Below are 19335 nucleotides of genomic sequence, written 5' to 3'. Positions count from 1 at the left end.
CGATCCGACACTCTCCGGGATATGAGGTGCGTCCGAGATGGAGCCTCGGAGACCGTCCAGGCGGAGGCCGGGCCACTCCGGAAACGCGCGCGACCCTCGACGCCGTTCGCGTTTTGGTCCAGGGATGCGCGATGACTCAACGCTTCGACGCGGCCGGCGCATCCGCCTCCGACGCCGCCCCGACCTCCATCGCCGCCCGTGCCATGGCCTCCCTCCGGCCGCAGGGCTCGCCCTACCTCGAAGGGCTGAACGCCGAGCAGCGCCGCGCCGTCGAGGCGACGGACGGGCCGGTGCTCGTGCTGGCCGGGGCCGGCACCGGCAAGACACGGGTGCTGACGACGCGCATCGCCCACCTGATTGCGACGGCCAGGGCGCGGCCCTTCGACATCCTCTCGGTGACCTTCACCAACAAGGCCGCGCGCGAGATGAAGCACCGCATCGGCGGGCTCATCGGGCCGGCCGGCGAGGGCATGCCCTGGCTCGGCACCTTCCACTCCATCGGCACCAAGATCCTGCGCCGGCACGCCGAACTGGTGGGCCTGCGCTCCGACTTCACGATTCTCGGGATGGACGACCAGCTGCGGCTGATGAAGCAGGTCATCGTCGATCAGAACATCGACGAGAAGCGCTGGCCCGCGCGCGCCCTGTCCTCGGCCATCGACGGCTGGAAGAACCGCGGCCTCCTGCCCGAGCAGGTGCCGCCCGGCGAGGCCCAGGCCTTCGCCTTCGGCAAGGGCGGGGCGCTCTATGCCGCCTATCAGGCCCGGCTCCTGACCCTCAACGCCGCCGATTTCGGCGACCTGCTGCTGCTCTGCCTCAAGCTCTGGCGCGAGAACCCGGACGTGCTGGAAAACTACCAGCAGCGCTTCCGCTACATCCTCGTGGACGAGTACCAGGACACCAACGTCGCCCAGTACCTCTGGCTGCGCCTGCTGGCGCAGGGCCACCGCAACGTCGCCTGCGTGGGCGACGACGACCAGTCGATCTACGGCTGGCGTGGCGCCGAGGTCGACAACATCCTGCGCTTCGAGCACGACTTTCCAGGCGCCGTGGTGGTCCGCCTGGAGCGCAACTACCGCTCCACCGGCCATATCCTCGCCGCCGCCTCCGGCCTCATCGCCAAGAACGAGGGCCGCCTCGGCAAGACCCTGCGCACCGAGGACGTCGCCGGCGAGAAGGTGACGGTGTCGGGCGCCTGGGATTCGGAGGAGGAGGCCCGCCAGGTGGCGGAAGCCATCGAGAGTCTCCAGGCCCAGCAGCATCCCCTCTCGGAGATCGCCGTGCTGGTGCGCATCTCGGCCCAGATGCGCGAGATCGAGGACCGGTTCGTCCAGCTCGGCCTGCCCTACCGGGTCATCGGCGGCCCGCGCTTCTACGAGCGGGCCGAGATCCGCGACGCGCTCGCCTATCTGCGCATCACCGCCAACCCCTCCGACGACCTCGCCTTCGAGCGCATCTTCAACACGCCCAAGCGAGGCCTCGGCGACGCCACCCTGCAGGCGCTGCACGCCTATGCCCGGGCCGAGCGGGTGCCGCTGCTCCAGGCGGCCCGCCTCGTCGTGGAGACCGACGAGCTGAAGCCCCGCGCCCGGTCCGGCGTCCGCGCCCTGGTCGAGAGCTTCTCACGCTGGGCCCGGCTGGTGGGAACCCAGCCGCATTCGGAGGTGGCGCAGACCATCCTGGAGGAATCCGGCTACACCGAGATGTGGCAGAAGGAGAAGTCGGCCGACGCCGCCGGACGCCTGGAGAACCTCAAGGAGTTCGTCCGCTCCATGGAGGAGTTCCCGGACCTCGCCGCCTTCCTCGAGCACGTCTCGCTGGTCATGGAGGCCAGCGAGCAGGAGGGGGCCGACCGGGTCTCGCTGATGACCCTCCACGCCGCCAAAGGCCTGGAATTCGACACCGTCTTCCTGCCGGGCTGGGAGGATGGCCTGTTTCCGAACCAGCGGGCGCTCGACGAGAGCGGCCGCGCCGGGCTGGAGGAGGAGCGCCGCCTCGCCCATGTCGGCCTGACCCGGGCCCGCAAGCGCGCCAAGCTGTCCTTCGCCGTCAACCGGCGCATCCACGGCCTGTGGTCCTCCACGGTGCCGAGCCGCTTCATCGACGAGTTGCCCGAGGACAGCGTCGACGTGATCGATGCCCCCGCCCACTTCGCGGCCGGGGCCTCGCGCTTCGACCGGAACCCGGCGCCCTTCGGCTCGTCCTACGGCACGCCCGGCTGGCAGCGGGCCCAGGCCAATACGGCGCAGTCCGGAAACGCCAACGGCTACGGGGTCGGCAACCGTTCGCCGGCCAGTCGGGGCGGCCCGCGCCAGATCGAGGGCGAGCTCATCGCCAAATCGACGGGCGCGCCTTCCGCTTTCAGCGTCGACATGCGGGTGTTTCACACCAAGTTCGGCCCCGGCACCGTCGCGGGTGTGGACGGCAACAAGCTGACCGTTGATTTCGACAAGGCCGGCCGGAAGATGGTCCTCGACAGCTTCATCCAGGCGGCCTGATCGCGGGACGCGGGGGCTGCGGAGGACGTCGGGCGGATGCGGACTGCGTCTTCTGCGGCACAGCCCAGGGCAATCGACCGCCGCGGCGGATCGGCTCCCGCAGCGCAGCATCGACGCAGACTTTTTACATCATTCCGAAGAATAGTGGATGTCACGCCCCTGTCGCGCCCGGCGCGGCATGGTGCGTGCAACGCACAGTCCTGCGGTCATCGGGACCGTATCGGGAATCCACAGCCTTGAGGGACCCGTCCGGAACCTGAGGGCGGTCTCCGGATTGGCTGTGAAGCGGGCGAAGTCGAAAGGATCGCCGAAACGGGATCAATCGAAAGTGATGCGAAGCAAGTTCAGCAAGTCAGGCTCAGATTAAATCCAGGTTGGCAAGTCCGGTTGGAGTGTTGATCGATGAAGAGACGCCGCGCACGACTTGAACTCGTTGAGGACCGTCCGGTCCGGCTGCACAAGACCCGCTTCGACGAAGAACGCAACCTAAGTCCGATCCAGCCCCTCACCGACCGGCAGGCGCAGTACCTCGACGCCCTTGCCCTTCACAAGCAGGTGATCGTCCTCGGCCCCGCCGGCACCGGCAAGACCTTCATCGCCGGGACCCGCGCCGCCGACCAGCTCCGCCAGCGCCGCATCGCCAAGGTGATCATCACCCGGCCGAACGTGCCCTCCGGCCGCTCCCTCGGCTTCTTTCCCGGAACGTTGGAAGAGAAGATCGCCCCCTGGGTCGCTCCCCTTACGGAGACCATGAAGGAGCGCATGGGCGAGGCCGCCTTCGAGATCGCGGTGAAGACCGGCGACATCGAGGTGGTGCCCTTCGAGGTCATGCGTGGGCGCACCTTCAAGAACTGCCTCGTGATCCTCGACGAGGCCCAGAATACCACCACCGCCGAGATCAAGATGTTCCTCACCCGCATCGGTGACGATTGCCAGGTGATCATCAACGGCGACGTGTCCCAGACGGACTTACGCGAGACGTCTGGCCTGCGCACGGTGATCCACCTGATCAAGAGTCGGATGATGCCGATCCCGGTGGTAGAATTTACCCTCGACGATATCGTCCGCTCCGGAATTTGTGCTGAGTGGGTGCGGGCTTTCGAGGAAACGAATCTCTGACTCAGGTGTTGTCAGCGGCGGGCCGGAACGGGGCCTGCCGCTCACTCCGGTGCGCGACACGAGTTTCTCGGCCTCGGGTGCGAGAGAACAAACCGGGTGCCGCGCTCGGACAAATGAGAATGGGAGTCTTCACGTGAGGAAACTGACCCTTGCCTTCGCCGTGCTCGCCTCGCTCGGCGGTGCCAGCCTCGCCACCTCCGCCTCGGCCGCACCGGGTGCCCCGCTGGGCGTGACCGCCCCCGAGACCGTGTCCACCGTGCAGATGCGCATGGAGCGCCGGATGGAGCGTCGCATGATGCACCGTCGCATGGAGCGCCGCATGATGCGCCGTCACATGGAGCGCCGGATGATGCACCGTCGCATGATGCGCCGGATGTGATCGGTCGACCGATCTGACTGATCTGGAGAAGGGTCCCTCGCGGGGCCCTTTTTCGTTGCGCGCCGGGCTGCCCCGCCTCTCGGCCGGGCGCGGCCCCGGACGCGGTCTGCTAAGAGGCTGCCGGAGCGCACCAGGGCGTGCGCGTTTGATCCGGGAGCCCGGCCGTGACCTTCCAGACCTGGTGGCTGTTCTTCGGCGCCGTCTTCCTCCTGTCCGGCACGCCGGGGCCGAACATGCTGCACATCCTGGCGCGCAGCGTCCGCGTCGGCCTGCGTCGCAGCCTCGCCGCCATGGCCGGGTGCCTGAGCGCCGTGGTCCTTGTGCTGGTGGCCTCCGCGGCGGGACTGAGCGCCGTCCTCCTGGCGTCGCCGGTCCTGTTCGATGGCCTGCGCTATGCCGGCGTCGCCTATCTCGTGGGGCTCGGCATCCGGGCCTGGCGCGGGCGGGACGGGGCGCTGGACGTCCCCGGGCACACGGGGAGCCCTGCGCCGGTCGGGCTGGGGCGTCTCTACCGCGACGGGCTGCTGATCGGCCTGAGCAACCCCAAGCTCCTCCTGTTCGCCAGCGCCTTCCTGCCGCAATTCGTCGAGCCGGCACGGCCGCAGGCCCCGCAATTCGCGATCCTGGTCGTCACCTTCGCGGGGGCGGAGCTGTTCTGGTACGGGGTCTACGCCCTCGGCGGCCGCCGGCTCGCCGTATCCCTGACCCGCCCGGCGCTCCGGCGGGCCTTCGACCGGATCACCGGCGGGATCTTCCTCGGCTTCGGCGCCATGCTCCTCGGCACGCGCTGAGGCGGGGCGGCCCGGCCCGCCTCGGTTCCTCGCCTCAATCCTTGGGCGTAGGGGAGCTCTTGGGCGTGGTGGAGCCGGTGGTCTTCGGCGAGGCGGTCGCGGCGGCCGATGCGGTCTTGTGGACCGGCTTCGCCGCCTTCTCCTCGTCCGGCTTGCCGCCCTTGGCCGGGGCGGGCGCGGCGTGTGCCGCCTTCGCGGGGGCGTGCTTGGGCGCAGGTTTGGCGGCGATGGGCTCCGGCACCGCCGCGGCCACGGCCGGGACGGTGGCGGCGTCGGTGGCCGGTGTCGCGGGCGCGCCGTTGCTGAACACGTTGCCGAAGAGCTTCTTGTAGGCGGCCGGATCGCCCTCGGCGTCGGCCACCATCACGCGGGCGGGCTTGGCCGGCTCGGCCACCACGGGCTCGGGCTTGGCCGCCGGGGCGGTGCCCTTCCGGGCGAGGTTCGCGGCGGCCGCCTTGGTGGGGATCGGGGCGGCCGCGGCCATCATCACCGGGCGGCCCTTGGCGTCGACCTCGATCTCGCGCTCGCCGGCGGCCAGGCTCTCGGGACGGCTGACGTCGCCGAGCTTGTGCTGGGCATAATCCTTCGGGTCGTACGGCAGTTCGGGCTCGGGGGGCGCCTTGCCCAGGCTCGCGAAGGTCAGGGTATTGGCGGGCGTCTGCTGACCGCGGAACACCGGGTTCTGGCTGCCGTCGTCGTAGACGAGGCGGGTGGCGGGCGTGCCCTTGGCGATCAGGTCGGCGATCTCGCGATTGTCGCGCTCGCGCTTCTCCGCCACCTGGGGCTCGACCCGCGGCGTGCAGGAGCCGGCCGCCGCGTCGGCGCCGCCGAAGACGTACTTCGTTCCGCACAGGCCGACCCGCGGCTCGTCGCGCAGGGCCTCGAAGTAGTCCGAGCCTTCCTTGAGGTTCTTCCAGAACGGCGCGTTGGGGTCGTTGCGGAACTTGGCGATGTTGGCCGCCGTCATCCGGAACGGGTACGATTGGAACTGGAACGCGCGCTGGCCGCCCGCGAAGGAATCCCGCGCCAGGGCGTAGATCTCGCCCATCGACTCGTCGGTCATGGCAAAGCAGCCCGATGACGAGCAGGTGCCGTGCACCATGATGTAGTTGCCGGTGCGCCCGTTCGCCCGGTCGTAGGCGTTCGGATAGCCGGTGTCGAACGAGAGGTAGTAGGACGAGTTCGGGTTCATCTGGCCCGGCGTCACGGTGTAGAAGCCCTCGGGCGCCTGGCGGTCGCCCTGCTTGGTCTTCGGGCCGAGCTGGCCCGACCAGCGGCAGATCGGGAAGGTCTTGAGGAGGGCGTACTGGCCGTTGGTGCCGCGCTTCCACACCTCCATCTCCGCTTCCCGCTTGTAGGCGCGGATCAGGATGGGATCGCTCTGCGACATGCCCTTCTGGGCCATCAGCGCGAGGGTCTTCGGCGGCACCGGGGCCAGGGCCCGCAGCGGAACGCCACCGCCCATCGAACCGTCCTGGCAGGCGCCGAGCGACAGGGCGAGCAGAGCGAAACCGGCGGCCACGAGCGGGCGCATAGCCATGGGGAACCTATCCTCAGTCACGCAGCCCCGGGCTCGCGCCCGTGGCATGCCACTCCCCAACCCCTTAGCGTCGTTAAACTTACCCGGTTGTTACCGCAAGGAGACCGCCTTCGTGGCCCGGGCGGGATGTGGATTGCGGACATCGTCGGCCCGTCGACCCCATCTCGCCGCATTTGATGCAGCGCGGAGCGTGCCGACGGAAAGAGGATTGATTTCACAGGTTTTTCGCCGCCGATCCGCCAGGCGTCGGTGTGGCGAAACCTTGGCGGGCGCAACGGACGCATCGGGAGGTTTGGTTCCCGCACGCATCCGCGGCGCAGTGTCGCACTCTCAGAGCTTGCGACCGATCTCCAGGAACTTCGCCGCGCGCCGGTCCCGGATCTCGTCCGGGCCGAGGCCCTGGAACTCCACCAGGGCGGCCTCGATGGCGGCCCCCGTCGCCGCGATCGCGGCGTCGCGCCCGCGATGGGCCCCGCCGGTCGCTTCGGGCACGATGCCGTCGATGATGCCGAGGCGCAGCAGGTCCTGCGCGGTGATCTTCATGGCGGTGGCGGCGTCCGCCGCGCGCCCCTGGTCGCGCCACAGGATCGAGGCCGCGCCTTCCGGCGAGATCACGCCGTAGATGGCGTGCTCCAGCATGAGCACCCGGTTGGCGGTGGCGAGCGCGATGGCGCCCCCCGAGCCGCCCTCGCCGATGACCACCGCGACATTCGGCACACCGAGGGCGAGGCAGGCCTCCGTCGAGCGGGCGATGGCCTCGGCCTGTCCACGCTCCTCCGCCTCGATGCCCGGAAAGGCGCCTGCGGTGTCGACGAAGGCCAGCACGGGCAGGCCGAAGCGGTCGGCGAGCTCCATCAGGCGTACGGCCTTGCGGTAACCCTCGGGCTTGGCCATGCCGAAATTGTGCCGCAGGCGGGTCTCGGTGGTGGAGCCCTTCTCCTGGCCCAGCACGCAGACCGGACGGCCGCGGAAGCGTCCGAAGCCGCCGACGATGGCCTGGTCCTCGCCGAAGGCGCGGTCCCCGGCGAGCGGGCTGAAATCCGAGATCAGGCCGGCGCAGTAATCGATGAAGTGGGGCCGCTGCGGGTGGCGGGCGACCTGGGTCTTCTGCCAGGGCGTCAGGCCGGCATAGATGTCCGAGAGGGCGGCGGCGGCCTTGGCCTCCAGGCGCCCGACCTCTTCGCTGATCGAGACCGCGCCGTCGCGGGCGGCCATGGTCTTCAGCTCCTCCAGCTTGGATTCGAGCTCGGCCACCGGCTTCTCGAAGTCGAGATAGGAGCGCGTCACCGACATGGGTCAGGGATCCTTGTTCGTCGCCATCGCGCGCGGGGCGGCCGGGTCAGGGACGATTGCGGCGGAGGGCGTGCGGGAAAAGCCGCGACTGGGCGGGGGGTGTTGGCGAAGGAACTGCGCCTGTCAACCGTCCACGGGACCGGGGCGAGGCTCGACCGCGTGTCCCGCCGGCGCGTTTCGGCCGGGAGTCCGTCGGTCGAGCCGAGAGGCTCGGATGCGAATCGTGCCGGGTCGTCACCGCCGGCCGCCGCACCCGGGCGCCCGAGCGCGCAGGCCGAGGGCCTGACAACCGGGCCGCTTCGTCCCACCCGAGGGATGGTGGTCGCCCCGGCCTTGCGTCATGGTGGTACCGCACGCTTACGGCAACCGTGGATTGGGTTTGGGCGAGCCGTGGGCGGGACGCCTCCCGGGATCCCCCGAGGCGGGGTGTGGTCCGGATAGGTGAGGGCCGGTCGTGACGGCATGTCCCAGCGGCGAAACGAAAGTTCTCGTGCTCCAGGGCGGCGGGGCGCTCGGCGCCTACCAGGCCGGCATCTACGAAGCGCTGGCCGCCCAGGGCCACGCGGTGGATTGGGTCGCGGGCATCTCCATCGGAGCCATCAACGCGGCGCTGATCGCCGGAAACCCGCCGGAGCGTCGCGTGGAGCGGATGAGAGCCTTCTGGGAGCTGGTCTCCTCGGGGGTGACCGGGGTTCCCTGGTTTCCCGGGGAGCGGGCGCGGGTGGCCTTCAACGAGGCCAGTGCCGGCTGGGTCGCCGCCTTCGGGGTGCCCGGCTTCTTCAATCCCCGCTTTCCTCCCGCCAGCTTCTATCCGGCCGGCGCGCCGGAGGCGCTGAGCTACTACGAGACGACCCCGCTCCGGGCGTCCCTCGAGCGCTTCGTGGATTTCGACCTGATCAACAGGGGGGCGACCCGCCTCAGCGTCGGTGCCGTCAACGTACGCACCGGAAACTTCGCCTACTTCGACACCCGGTGCGACCGCATCACGCCCGAGCACATCATGGCCTCCGGTGCCCTGCCCCCGGGCTTCCCGCCGGTCACCATCGCGGGCGAGCCCTACTGGGACGGCGGCATCGTCTCGAACACGCCGCTGCAATACGTCCTCGACGAGGAGCGCCGGCGCGACCTCGTGGTGTTCCAGGTGGACCTGTTCTCCGCGCGCGGAGCGATGCCCCGGACCCTGATCGACGCGGCCGAGCGCGAGAAGGATATCCGCTTCTCCAGCCGGACTCGGCTCAACACCGACATGAGCCTGGAGATCCGCAGGGCCAAGGCCGCCACGCGCAGCCTCCTGGGCAAGCTGCCGCCCGAATGGCGCGACGACCCCGATGCCGCGTTTCTGCGACGGATCGTCACGACAACGTCGTGACGATCCTGCAGCTGATCTATCGTCGCAAGGCCTACGAGGGGAATTCGAAGGATTACGAGTTCTCGCGCGCGACCATGCTGGAGCACTGGGCCGCGGGGCTCGGCGACCTGCGCCGGTCCCTGCGCGCGCCGGCCTGGCGCGACCGCCGGCCCGACGCGAGCGGAATCTGCGTGCTCGACCTGACCCGCGACGCGCAGGACTGAACGCCCTTCACCCCCAGGGAGACGAGCCCGTGACCCGCGACGAGATCCTCGAGACGCCCTCGATGCCCGCCTTCAGCCCGAGCTATCCGCGCGGGCCGTTTCGCTTCCTCCGGCGCGAATACCTGATCGTGACCTACGAGACCGATGCGGACGCCCTGCGCCGGGCGCTGCCCGAGCCCCTGGAGCCGCATCCGGACAATCGCGTCTATTACGAGTGGATGAAGATGCCGGATTCCTCCGGGTTCGGCGATTACGAGGAGAGCGGCTCGGGCGCTCTCGCCACCTTCGACGGCGAGCCCTGCACCTTCTCGATCCAGATGTACCTCGACGACGAGCCGCCGATCACGGCCGGGCGCGAGATCTGGGGCTTCCCGAAGAAGTGGGGCGTGCCCCGCCTCAGGCTCACCAAGGACACCCTCACGGGGACGCTGCACTACGACGACGAGCGGGTCGCGATGGGCACCATGACCTACAAGCACCGGAGCCTGGAGCACGATCTCGCCGCGGTGAAGCAGGGCCTGGGCAAGCTCAACGTCAACCTCAAGCTGCTCCCGGATGTCGACGGCGGCCCGAAGGTCGCGCAGCTCGTCGGCTACCGCCTGGAGGACATCACCGTCCACGGCGCCTGGGAGGGGGAGGCTCGCCTTCACCTGATTCCGCACGTGAACTGCCGGGTAGCCGACCTGCCCGTGCGCCGCATCGTCGGCGGCCGGCACATGGTCGTGGACTTCACATTGCCCTACGGGCAGGTGCTGCACGATTATCTCGCCTGATCGACCCGATGTCGCGCGTCGTGCCGGACCCCGCGCTCAGGCTTTGTTCGACCGCGCGCCTGTCGGACGCGCTAGGATCCCCCGCGTCGAAGAGTGCCCCTAGGAGGCTTCCATGATCCTGAAATCCAAGACCGCCGTCGTCACGGGCTCCACCAGCGGCATCGGCCTGGCCTGCGCGCGCGCCTTCGCCAAGGAGGGCGCCAACATCGTCCTCAACGGCTTCGGCAAGCCCGAGGACATCGAGACGGCGCGGTCCGGGATCGAATCCGAGTTCGGCGTGAAGGCCGCCCATTCGCCGGCCGACCTGACCAAGCCCGGCGAGATCGCGGGGCTGATCCGACTGGCGGAGGAGACCTACGGCTCCGTGGACGTGCTCGTGAACAACGCCGGCGTCCAGCACGTCTCGCCGATCGAGGACTTCCCGCCGGAGAAGTGGGAGCAGATCATCAGCCTGAACCTGTCCTCGGCCTTCTACACCATGCGCGCCGCGATCCCCGGCATGAAGCAGCGCGGCTGGGGCCGGATCATCAACACGGCCTCGGCGCACTCCATGGTCGCCTCGCCCTTCAAGTCCGCCTACGTGGCGGCCAAGCACGGCCTCGTCGGCCTGTCCAAGGCCGCGGCCCTCGAACTCGCCACGCACGGCATCACGGTGAACTGCATCTCGCCGGGCTATGTCTGGACGCCCCTGGTCGAGAGCCAGATCCCCGACACCATGAAGGCGCGGGGGATGACCGAGGACGAGGTCATCAACGAGGTGCTGCTCAAGGCGCAGCCGACCAAGGAGTTCGTCACCATCGACCAGGTGGCGGCCCTGGCCGTGTTCCTGGCCTCGGATGCGGCGAGCCAGATCACCGGCGCCAACATGGCCATGGATGGCGGCTGGACGGCGCAGTAGCGCGGTCCCGTATGGCCGTCCCCGCTCCGCCGCGATGGCGGACGGAGCGGGGACGGCCGGGGGGCGGGCTCAGCGGCGCCCGTGCAGCAGCAGGGCGAGGCCGTAGCCGACGGCGCCCGCGATCACGAGGGCGATGAACGGGTTCTCCTCCACGCGGTGACCCACCACCCGGCTGCCGTCGCGCAGGTAGGTGCCGCCGCGCTCGTAGGCGTCGCCAGCGTAATCCGAGACGTTGTCCGCGACGTCGCGCAGGGTGTCCTTGGCCTGTCCGTAGATGTCCTGCGCGCGGCCCTCGGCCTCGCGGTAGCGACCCTCGGCCGAGGTGCGCGAGGAACCGGCGAGGTCTCCCGCGGCGCCCTGAACCTTACCGCCGAACTCCTTGGCGGCGCCGACGATGCGATCCGTATCGACCATGGTCTCTCTCCTGAACGTGGATGATGCGGACCGCCCGTCCGGGTCGGGGCGCCCGCATCCGACGTTCACAGAACGCCCGACGGCGCGAAGGAGACCCATGCCGGGGGTGAAAATCTTCCCGCGCCGGCAAAGGGCCCTGTCGCCCGCCCCTCAGCCGCGCGCCCGGCCGCGGATCACCAGGCGGCGCGCGACCTCCGCGCAGGCCCGGGCGAGACGCTCCCCGGGGGCCTCGCGTCGCGGCCGCACGGGTGCCTTCGCGGGCCGGCTCGTCCGGGGCGGGAGCGGGATGTGCACGAACAGCGCCGGGGGTGATTCGCGTAAGGCGCGAAAATAGCTGGCGTTGCAGAGGTAGCGCCCCGCATCCCGCGAGGGGACCGCCGCGATCCCGTGCCCGCGCAGCGTCGCGAGCGCGGAGGCCGCCGCGGGCGAGCGGCGCGCGGGCGGGCCATCCCGCTCCAGGGTCAGGCGCGACGCGGTCCGGCCGGAGGCATCGGGAAAGAGGCGGCTCGTGCGGTTGCGTCCCTGCATCTCCACCCGGACCCGCTTGGCGCGGGTCGCGACGCCGAGCATGAGGATCGCGGCCGGCGCTTCGGCCAGGGCCGGCGCCAGCCTGTCGGGGATCGCCGCGTAGGTGGTGCGCAGGATCAGCACGCGCACCGGAATGCCGCCCAGCTTCGGGCGCGCGAGGGCACCGATGCGCCGGGCCAGGGCCGCGCTCGGATTGCGCGGCACGCCGGGAAACGGACCGAAGCCGGTGACCAGCAGCGGTCCCGTCATGCGGGTCAGAGGCCGATCAGGGTGGCGATGGCCTCCGCCCCGGCGGCGGGCGAGGCGTCCCCGCGCCCCACCGAAGCCTCGGCCTCCGCCGTCCGGCGGCGCACCTCGGCCGAGCCGACGAGGCGCTGATGCAGGCGCTCGTGCACGAGGGCCCACATCCACTTCACGTCCTGGGCCCGGCGCTTCGCGGCGATCTCGCCCGTGGCGGTGAGCTTGTTGCGATGGTCGACGATCCGCTCCCACAGGCCGTCGAGGCCCTTGTTGTTCAGGCCCGAGATCGTGACCACCGGGGGCGTCCAGGTCGAACTCGGCGCCGAGAGGATGTGCAGGGCGGCGCGATACTCCGAGGCGGCCGCGCTGGCCCGGCGCTCGCCCTCGCCGTCGTCGGCCTTGTTCACCGCGATCATGTCGGCGAGTTCGAGGATGCCCTTCTTGATGCCCTGGAGCTCGTCGCCGGCTCCCGGCAACATCAGGACGAGGAAGAAGTCGGTCAGGTCCGCCACCGCCGTCTCGGATTGGCCGACGCCGACGGTCTCCACCAGGATGACGTCGAAGCCCGCCGCCTCGCAGAGCAGCATGGTCTCGCGGGTCTTGGCCGCGACGCCCCCCAGGGTGCCGGAGGAGGGGGAGGGGCGGATGAAGGCGTTGGGGTCGAGGGCGAGGCGCGCCATCCGGGTCTTGTCGCCGAGGATCGAGCCGCCGGTGCGCGTCGAGGAGGGGTCGACGGCCAGCACCGCCACCTTGTGGCCGGCCGCCGTCAGGTTGGCGCCGAGCGCGTCGATGGTGGTCGACTTGCCGACGCCGGGCACGCCGGTGATGCCGACGCGGATCGCCGTGCCGGTCTGCGGCAGCACCGCGTCGATGAGGCCACGCGCCGCCGCCCGATGATCGGGCCGCTTCGATTCGGCCAGCGTGATCGCCCGCGCCAGGGCGGCGCGGTCTCCGGCGAGCAGCCGCTCGCGCAGGGCATCGATGTCGAGGGCGGGTGCGGGGGAGGCGGCCATGGTTGTCTTCTTTGCCGGTCCGGCCCGGTTTCGTCGAGGGGGGCGGCCCGGCGCGCGGGCGCTTCCCCCGCAAACCGGCGTGAACCAGGGGCGTGCCGCCCTGTGGGTCCGGGGCCACAGCCCTGCCTCTGCCCGCAATCCACATCGCCACGGCCACGCCTCCGCCCCGCCATGGTCACGATCCTGATCGACAGGATACTGACGCGCTGCGCCCGTCCCGGGGCCACCACGTTCAGGGCCGCCTTGCACGACATGATCCGACCCGAGCTCCGACCCATGATCCGATCCCAGCCTCCCACCCGTCGCGCGCTGCTGCGCTTCGCCGCCCTCTCGGGGGTGGCCGGCCTGACGCCCGGGCTGGCCGGCTGCGTCGCCGACGGCCTCGTCACCGATGCGGTCGGGGGCGGCGCGCCGGAGCGCCAGTCGGCCCTCGACGTCAGCCCGGTGCTGCTGGTGGCCACCACGCGCAAACCCGTCGGCTCGCCGCCGAAGAGCCCCTACTTCACCTCCGAGCGCGGCCGGGGCCTCAGCTTCGCCGAGGTGCGGCTGTCGGCGCCCGACCGCTCGCTGATCGGCAAGGTCTCCTCCGTGGTGACGGGCGACTGGGCGGTGACGGCGGTGCCGCAGGTCGAGACCGGCGCGGGGGCGGCCGCCGCCTTCGCCCAGGCGGCGCTGGGGCGCGACGTGCTGATCTACGTCCACGGCTACCGCGAGAGCTTCCAGTCGGCGGCCCTGAGTGCGGCCAAGCTTTCCGACGGCATCCGTTTCCGCGGCGCCTCGGCCCTGTTCACCTGGCCCTCGGCGGCCGCCACCTTCGATTACGGCTACGACCGCGAGAGCGCCCTGTGGTCGCGCGACGGCTTCGAGGACCTGCTGAAGGCGCTGGCGAACTCCCCCTCGGGCGGGCGCATCAACATCGTCGCGCATTCCATGGGGACGCTGCTGACCCTGGAGACCCTGCGCATGCTGCGGGCCGAGGCCGGCGAGGCCGCCATGGCCCGCATCGGCGCGGTGGTGCTGGCCGCCCCCGACATCGACATCGACCTCTTCACCAGCGCGGTGGAGCGGATGGGGCCGGACGTGCACAAGATCACGGTGATCTCGTCGACGAACGACCGCGCCCTCGAGCTCTCCGGGGCCATCGCGGGGGGCATCGTGCGCGCCGGCGCGGCGGACCGCGAGCGCCTGGAAGCCCTCGGGGTCCGCGTGGCCGACGCCTCCGACTACGGCGGCGGCCTCATCAACCACGACCTGTTCCTCTCCAATCCCGACGTGCAGGGCGTGGTCAAGCGCGCCATCGCCCGGGCGAGCGGCGGGGCCTGAGGCCCGGCCACCCGCCGCAAACCAACCCCCGCCCGTCCGGGCCTTGGCCTCCGCCCCGTTCGCCCCTACACGGACGGCGGCCCCGAGGCTGCAGACAACAAGGATTCGCGATGTTCACACTCGAGATCGATGGCGTGGCCATCGCGGTCATCAACGGCTCCGAGGAGGTCGCCAACGACCTCTTCACCTGCGATGGCTTCAAGGACGACATCCAGACCATGAAGAGCGACGGCAAGGTGCTGTGGAACGGCACCTCCCCGCTCAAGGTCCGGGCGGCCACCGAGGAGGAGATCGAGATCTTCGAGGACGCCCTCGCCGAGGACGATTCCGAGGAGGACGAGCCCTACGAGCCGGATGCCCGCCATGCCGAGGCCTCGAACGACGACGAGGCGGACGACGAGGACGAGGAGGATGCCGACATCGTGTTCCTGGTCGACATCGACGAGGACGGCGGCCTCGATTCCTGATCGCCGACCCGTCCGGTCGCTCCGTCGCGGGCGACCGGACGGGGGCGCCGTTCAGGCGCCCCGCTGCCGGACCGGGAACGGATCGGGCCTTCCGCGATAGGGGGCGGCCTCGAAGGCGCCCCGGCTCCGTGTCGATCGGGCGGACGTCGAAGGGCGGTCCGGATGGCCGCCTCGCACCAGATCCGCGTCGATGTTCACCGCGCTCAGGCCGTTGACGATCACGGCGACGCGCGGCTGCTCGCGGTCGTTCAGGACGGGGTCCAGCTCGGCTGAGGGCGAGAACCCGGTGCCGAAGGTCGTGGCCGGCGTCGTCGTCCGCGACGGGACCGAGGTCGCAGCGAACCCAGATCACCGCGCCGCCTGACCACCTCCGTCACCGGAAATCCCCATAGCTCGCGGAGAACGGGCCTCGACCCGAGCCCATCAACCCGCGCGAACATGAATCGTCCAGCCTGCCTGCCCTGCCGTCTATCGGAGCGGTCGGTCAGCGCTGACCCGTGAGCCCTGTCACGTCACGAACTTCCCGCGGAGTTCGGACTTGGCGACGGAAAACCGGCGTGATACAACCCTGAGATGATGAGGCATAAGTCTTTCGACTAGGAATTGCGACCGTGTGTGATCAGCATGCATCTCATGTCTCACGCCGCACCTTGCTGACCGCCGTCGCTGCCGGCGCGCTCGCCATGCCGGCGGCACCCGGAGCGGCCGCGGAGGCTTCGGGGTCGAACGTCATGACGCCCGACGCGGCTCTCGCGCGCCTGCTGGAAGGCAACGGGCGCTACGCAGCGAATACGCCGTCGAACAGGGACTTTTCCGCCGGCCGAGCGGCGAGGGTCGCCGCACAGCATCCGATCGCCTGCGTGGTCGGCTGCGCCGATGCCCGAGTCGCACCGGATTTCGTCTTCGATCAGGGACCCGGGGACCTGTTTGTCGTCCGGGTCGCGGGCAATTTTGTCAACACCGACAGCCTCGCCAGCCTCGAATACGGCGTGGCGGTGCTGGGCGCGCCGCTGATCCTCGTGCTGGGCCATTCCGATTGCGGTGCCGTCAAGGCGACGATCGAGGTCATGAAGACGAACGTCGTGCTTCCGGGCCATCTGCCGATGCTGATCGACGCGATCCGGCCGGCGGTCGACTTGGCCGAGAAAGCGCGGGCACCGGATCCCCTTGCCGAGGCGATCGCCCAGAATGTCCGGCACAACGTCCGGCGTCTCGAGCAGGCCGGGCCGATCCTCTCGGACCGCGTCGCTCGCGGGCAGGTGAAGGTCGTCGGCGGCTTCTATGACATCGGCAACGGCAAGGTCACGCTTCTCTGAGGCGCCTCGTCCGACGCACCTTGCCACGCGCGATACGCCCTCGATCAAGGCCGCTGGCACGTCGAGACAGAACCCACGAGACCCGCCATGGCCAGGTGCCAGGCAGGAGGCTCACCACCTCGCTCTGCGACGCTGCTCCGCGCGTTCCGCCGGACCCTGGGTGATCCGTCTCCTCGCACGGCCCCCGTCGGAACGCGCTCGCAAGATGATACCATTCAATTGATGGCGATCCCGGGTCTTGTCAGCCGCGCGTCGACTCCCGAGAGCGTCCGAGCGGACGGGCCACGACAGGTGGCCGGGGCGGACCGGAGGAAGGCGCCCCCCATCGCGCCGGGCGAGCCCTTGCGATAGGGGAACGGCCGGCTTGGGCTCAATCCGTGGGGGGAAGCGCCGCGCGGCTGGGGATCGATCCCGGGGGGACTAAATCGCCTGCCGTCTTCTCGGCGCCGGTACTCGTCGGCCTGGGCGCAGCTGCCTTGCCGGGGCTCTGAGCCGGGGCCGCGCCGGGCACGGCTCCCTTATCCGCGATCACCTTCGGCACGGGCTTGGGTGGGACCGGCGCAGCCTGAACCGGCTTGGCAAGGGATGGCTTGGCAAGGGATGGCTTGGCAAGGGGCGGGCTGGCGAGGGACGGCTTGTCGCCGGGAGTCCGGGCGGATGCGGACCCGGTGCTGGACGCCTTCGGCGTCGCGGGCACGGCCGCCGACTTGGGAGCGGTCGGCGGCGCGATCGTCCCCGTCGCCGCCACGTCCGGCATCGGCACCGCAGGGCTGTCGATCCCGTAGATGTCGTCCCGGAAATGGGCGCGGCCGTCCGGGGTGGCGTAACCGGTGAGATACACGAAGGTCACGGGGATCTGCTTCGGCAGCTTGATGTCGAGGCGCTCGTTGGTGGCGATGCTGGTCTCGATCTCGATCGGGCCCCAGGTCGAGCCGGGACCGTTGGGGCCGGGCGTGCCCTCGAGCAGCCAGCCGGCGAGCTCCTTCACCTGCGCGACGCGCACGCAGCCGTGGGAATGGAACCGCACCTCGCGGGCGAACAACGATTTCGACGGCGTGTCGTGCATGTAGACCGCCTGCTTGTTCGGCATGTCGATGCGCACCTGACCCAGGGAATTGTCCAGGCCGGAATCCTGCCGCAGGGTGTAGTTGGCCGCCTTCTCGCTCGACCAGTCGATCGCGGTGGGGTCGACCTCGACGCCACCGGGACCGAGGATGCGGATGCGCTCCCGGGCGAGGTAGCCGGGATCCTTGCGCATCTTCGGAATGATCTCCTTCTTGATGATGGAGACCGGCAGGGTCCAGGTCGGATTGAGGTTCACGTCGGTGATGCGGGCCTCGATCCGCGGCGTCGCCTTGTCGGGCTTGCCGACCACCGCCACGTAGCGGCGCACCACGACCCCGTGGTCCACGGCCTCCACCGTGGCGGAGGGGATGTTCACGACCACGTAGCGGTCGCCATAGGCGAAGTTCGAGCCGATCTGGCGCGCGGCGGAGGCGGCGAGCTGGCGCTGGCGGGTGGCCGCCGGCACGTTGAGCGCCGCCACCGTCTGGCGGCCGATCAGCCCGGTCTCGGGCAGGCCGTGGCGGGCCTGGAACGCCTTCACGGCCGCCACCAGGGTGGTGTCGAGCTGGTCGTTCATCGGGGCATCGGCAGCCAGGTCGCCCACGAGCGCGAGATGCTTGCGCAGGGCCGGGATGGCCGGATGGCCGGCGCCGGGCTTGACCACGAGGTCGGCGGGCAGCGCGGTCCAGCCGCCGGCATCCACCATGGCCTGATAGCGGTCGGCCATCCGCAGGGTGTCGAGGAACGTCGCGGGACTGAGGGTCGGCACCGGGTCGGCGGAGACCCGGGCCACCACCAGCGGCGGCAGCTCGCGCGACTTCCGGGCCTGGGCGGCAGCCGGGGCGGCGGTGGCCTCGGCTGCGCCCGGTGCGATCGCCTGGACGGCGGGCGTCGCCGGAGCGGTGGTGGTGAGGCTCTCGATCTTCGGAGCCTTCGCGGGCGCGGGGGCTTCCGGTGCGCCGGAGACTTGAGCCGTGGCGGCGCCGCCCAGCACCCAGAGGAGGGCCAGGGGCGACAGGCCCGCGCGGAGGCGGTGCGGGCGGAGGGCGACGGTCCTGTGGCGCGAAAGCATCGCGAACCTTTCGAGTGGAATGTCTCCCCGACCATGCGCACAGACGGTTACCAATCTCCTGCCGTGCCGTGACGGGGGCCGGCGCGCGCCCTAACTCCCGCCCCGGAACGGCAGAGGAGCAGCGGCCATGACCAACCATTCGGCAATTCAGGCGGGGCGGACCGCCGTCGTCACCGGGGCGGCGAGCGGCATCGGGCTGGCGGCCGCCCGGCGCTTCGCCGCGGCGGGCATGCGGGTCTGGCTCGCCGACCTGCCGGGCGCGGCGCTGGACTCGGCCCGCGCCGAGGTCGCGCGCGGCGGGACGGCGGCGTCCGTCCACGCGATGGCCACGGACGTGGCCCGGCCCGAGGCCGTCGCGGCCCTGGGCGCGGCGGCCTGTGCGGAGGGGCCGCCGGCCGTGGTCATGCTGAATGCCGGGATCGAGGCCGGGGGACGGCTGTTCTCGGACCCCGAGACGTGGGCGCGCATCCTCGACACCAATCTGTGGGGCGTCATCAACGGCATCCAGGCCTTCGCACCGGCGATGATCGCCGGGACCGAGCCTGGCGCCATCGTGGTCACGGGCTCGAAGCAGGGCATCACCACGCCGCCCGGCAACACGCCCTACAATGTCTCGAAGGCGGGGGTGAAGGTCGTCACCGAGGCCCTGGCCCACGACCTGCGCGAACGCGAGGGCGTCCGCGTCAGCGCGCACCTGCTCATCCCGGGATTCGTCTATACCGGGCTGACGCGGGCCCGCGGGGTCAGCGAGAAGCCCGCCGGCGCCTGGACGCCGGACGAGACCGTGGATGCCCTGATGGCCGGACTGGCCCGGGGCGACTTCTACATCCTGTGTCCGGACAACGAGACCACCCGGGCACAGGACGAGAAGCGGATCGCCTGGGCGGCCGGGGACATCATCGAGAACCGGCCGGCGCTGTCCCGCTGGCATCCGAACCATGGAGCGGCGTTCACGCGTTTCGCCGGATCGTGACCGGGCGCGGGGAGGGGTGCCCTCCCGCACGCCCCTCGGGTGGCGGGTGCCTTGCATAGCG

16 protein-coding genes and 1 pseudogene are annotated in these 19335 nt (G+C 70.6%); 11 read left to right on the top strand and 6 right to left on the bottom strand.

Features of this window, described 5'->3' with window-relative positions:
• The first annotated feature begins 131 nt into the window (after nucleotides 1-131).
• The 4 genes from AC6EUL_RS14175 (at nucleotide 132) to AC6EUL_RS14160 (ending at nucleotide 4787) form a co-directional block, all read left to right on the top strand.
• Nucleotides 132-2498, top strand: a complete 2367-nt coding sequence (locus AC6EUL_RS14175) for an ATP-dependent helicase (protein ID WP_499870795.1) — start codon at nucleotides 132-134, stop codon at nucleotides 2496-2498.
• A 402-nt stretch (nucleotides 2499-2900) separates the two neighbouring features.
• Entirely contained in the window at nucleotides 2901-3617 is a 717-nt protein-coding gene (locus tag AC6EUL_RS14170; RefSeq protein WP_055945921.1) for a PhoH family protein, read from the top strand.
• 133 nt (nucleotides 3618-3750) lie between these two features.
• On the top strand, nucleotides 3751-3996 hold the full coding sequence (locus tag AC6EUL_RS14165) for a hypothetical protein (protein ID WP_056211991.1): 246 nt from the start codon (nucleotides 3751-3753) through the stop codon (nucleotides 3994-3996).
• 164 nt (nucleotides 3997-4160) lie between these two features.
• The gene (locus tag AC6EUL_RS14160; RefSeq protein ID WP_499870792.1) at nucleotides 4161-4787 is read left to right on the top strand and encodes a LysE family translocator; all 627 of its coding nucleotides are present in this window, start codon (nucleotides 4161-4163) and stop codon (nucleotides 4785-4787) included.
• A 34-nt stretch (nucleotides 4788-4821) separates the two neighbouring features.
• Here the strand turns inward: AC6EUL_RS14160 and AC6EUL_RS14155 are convergent, their stop codons facing one another.
• Nucleotides 4822-6327: a L,D-transpeptidase family protein gene (locus tag AC6EUL_RS14155; RefSeq protein WP_499870790.1), complete on the bottom strand. Its 1506-nt coding sequence runs from the start codon at nucleotides 6325-6327 to the stop codon at nucleotides 4822-4824.
• A gap of 330 nt (nucleotides 6328-6657) precedes the next feature.
• Nucleotides 6658-7620, bottom strand: coding sequence for an acetyl-CoA carboxylase carboxyltransferase subunit alpha (locus tag AC6EUL_RS14150; RefSeq protein WP_056211996.1), 963 nt, complete (start codon nucleotides 7618-7620; stop codon nucleotides 6658-6660).
• Nucleotides 7621-8074: 454 nt separating this feature from the next.
• On the opposite strand from AC6EUL_RS14150, the pseudogene AC6EUL_RS14145 reads away from it, so the two are divergent.
• From AC6EUL_RS14145 to AC6EUL_RS14135, 3 genes and pseudogenes are all read left to right on the top strand, one after another.
• Nucleotides 8075-9192: pseudogene (locus tag AC6EUL_RS14145) on the top strand (patatin-like phospholipase family protein).
• Nucleotides 9193-9221: 29 nt separating this feature from the next.
• Nucleotides 9222-9965, top strand: coding sequence for an acetoacetate decarboxylase (locus AC6EUL_RS14140; protein WP_056350895.1), 744 nt, complete (start codon nucleotides 9222-9224; stop codon nucleotides 9963-9965).
• Between the two features lie 112 nt (nucleotides 9966-10077).
• The gene (locus AC6EUL_RS14135) at nucleotides 10078-10863 is read left to right on the top strand and encodes a 3-hydroxybutyrate dehydrogenase (RefSeq protein ID WP_499870787.1); all 786 of its coding nucleotides are present in this window, start codon (nucleotides 10078-10080) and stop codon (nucleotides 10861-10863) included.
• Between the two features lie 69 nt (nucleotides 10864-10932).
• Here the strand turns inward: AC6EUL_RS14135 and AC6EUL_RS14130 are convergent, their stop codons facing one another.
• The 3 genes from AC6EUL_RS14130 to meaB all read right to left on the bottom strand — a co-directional run bounded on the left by AC6EUL_RS14130 (nucleotide 10933) and on the right by meaB (nucleotide 13058).
• Nucleotides 10933-11277: a CsbD family protein gene (locus AC6EUL_RS14130; protein WP_056277469.1), complete on the bottom strand. Its 345-nt coding sequence runs from the start codon at nucleotides 11275-11277 to the stop codon at nucleotides 10933-10935.
• Between the two features lie 150 nt (nucleotides 11278-11427).
• On the bottom strand, nucleotides 11428-12054 hold the full coding sequence (locus AC6EUL_RS14125; protein ID WP_499870785.1) for a pyroglutamyl-peptidase I family protein: 627 nt from the start codon (nucleotides 12052-12054) through the stop codon (nucleotides 11428-11430).
• Between the two features lie 5 nt (nucleotides 12055-12059).
• The gene (meaB, locus tag AC6EUL_RS14120; RefSeq protein ID WP_056212008.1) at nucleotides 12060-13058 is read right to left on the bottom strand and encodes a methylmalonyl Co-A mutase-associated GTPase MeaB; all 999 of its coding nucleotides are present in this window, start codon (nucleotides 13056-13058) and stop codon (nucleotides 12060-12062) included.
• 276 nt (nucleotides 13059-13334) lie between these two features.
• Between meaB and AC6EUL_RS14115 the strand changes: the two genes are divergently transcribed.
• The 3 genes from AC6EUL_RS14115 (at nucleotide 13335) to AC6EUL_RS14105 (ending at nucleotide 16164) form a co-directional block, all read left to right on the top strand.
• Nucleotides 13335-14381, top strand: coding sequence for an alpha/beta hydrolase (locus AC6EUL_RS14115; protein ID WP_056212010.1), 1047 nt, complete (start codon nucleotides 13335-13337; stop codon nucleotides 14379-14381).
• A gap of 110 nt (nucleotides 14382-14491) precedes the next feature.
• Nucleotides 14492-14848 carry a hypothetical protein gene (locus AC6EUL_RS14110; RefSeq protein ID WP_056212012.1) on the top strand — a complete coding sequence of 119 codons (357 nt, stop codon included), beginning with the start codon at nucleotides 14492-14494 and terminating at the stop codon, nucleotides 14846-14848.
• A gap of 611 nt (nucleotides 14849-15459) precedes the next feature.
• The gene (locus AC6EUL_RS14105) at nucleotides 15460-16164 is read left to right on the top strand and encodes a carbonic anhydrase (protein WP_499870782.1); all 705 of its coding nucleotides are present in this window, start codon (nucleotides 15460-15462) and stop codon (nucleotides 16162-16164) included.
• 370 nt (nucleotides 16165-16534) lie between these two features.
• On the opposite strand, the gene AC6EUL_RS14100 is transcribed toward AC6EUL_RS14105, so the two are convergent.
• Complete coding sequence (locus AC6EUL_RS14100; RefSeq protein WP_499870780.1) at nucleotides 16535-18301, bottom strand: L,D-transpeptidase family protein; 1767 nt, start codon at nucleotides 18299-18301, stop codon at nucleotides 16535-16537.
• 127 nt (nucleotides 18302-18428) lie between these two features.
• On the opposite strand from AC6EUL_RS14100, the gene AC6EUL_RS14095 reads away from it, so the two are divergent.
• Nucleotides 18429-19274: an SDR family NAD(P)-dependent oxidoreductase gene (locus tag AC6EUL_RS14095; protein ID WP_499870778.1), complete on the top strand. Its 846-nt coding sequence runs from the start codon at nucleotides 18429-18431 to the stop codon at nucleotides 19272-19274.
• Nucleotides 19275-19335 lie beyond the last annotated feature (61 nt).

Source organism: Methylobacterium sp. 001424705, assembly GCF_059816145.1.
This window is presented reverse-complemented; position numbering and strand designations above follow the sequence as displayed.

What these genes read in the sequence shown, in the direction of transcription:
- AC6EUL_RS14150 (WP_056211996.1), bottom strand. Translation starts at nt 7,620, where the DNA reads ATGTCGGTGACGCGCTCCTATCTCGACTTCGAGAAGCCGGTGGCCGAG.
- AC6EUL_RS14125 (WP_499870785.1), bottom strand. Translation starts at nt 12,054, where the DNA reads ATGACGGGACCGCTGCTGGTCACCGGCTTCGGTCCGTTTCCCGGCGTG.
- AC6EUL_RS14110 (WP_056212012.1), top strand. Translation starts at nt 14,492, where the DNA reads ATGTTCACACTCGAGATCGATGGCGTGGCCATCGCGGTCATCAACGGC.
- AC6EUL_RS14130 (WP_056277469.1), bottom strand. Translation starts at nt 11,277, where the DNA reads ATGGTCGATACGGATCGCATCGTCGGCGCCGCCAAGGAGTTCGGCGGT.
- AC6EUL_RS14175 (WP_499870795.1), top strand. Translation starts at nt 132, where the DNA reads ATGACTCAACGCTTCGACGCGGCCGGCGCATCCGCCTCCGACGCCGCC.
- AC6EUL_RS14115 (WP_056212010.1), top strand. Translation starts at nt 13,335, where the DNA reads ATGATCCGATCCCAGCCTCCCACCCGTCGCGCGCTGCTGCGCTTCGCC.
- AC6EUL_RS14100 (WP_499870780.1), bottom strand. Translation starts at nt 18,301, where the DNA reads ATGCTTTCGCGCCACAGGACCGTCGCCCTCCGCCCGCACCGCCTCCGC.
- meaB (WP_056212008.1), bottom strand. Translation starts at nt 13,058, where the DNA reads ATGGCCGCCTCCCCCGCACCCGCCCTCGACATCGATGCCCTGCGCGAG.
- AC6EUL_RS14155 (WP_499870790.1), bottom strand. Translation starts at nt 6,327, where the DNA reads ATGGCTATGCGCCCGCTCGTGGCCGCCGGTTTCGCTCTGCTCGCCCTG.
- AC6EUL_RS14095 (WP_499870778.1), top strand. Translation starts at nt 18,429, where the DNA reads ATGACCAACCATTCGGCAATTCAGGCGGGGCGGACCGCCGTCGTCACC.
- AC6EUL_RS14170 (WP_055945921.1), top strand. Translation starts at nt 2,901, where the DNA reads ATGAAGAGACGCCGCGCACGACTTGAACTCGTTGAGGACCGTCCGGTC.
- AC6EUL_RS14135 (WP_499870787.1), top strand. Translation starts at nt 10,078, where the DNA reads ATGATCCTGAAATCCAAGACCGCCGTCGTCACGGGCTCCACCAGCGGC.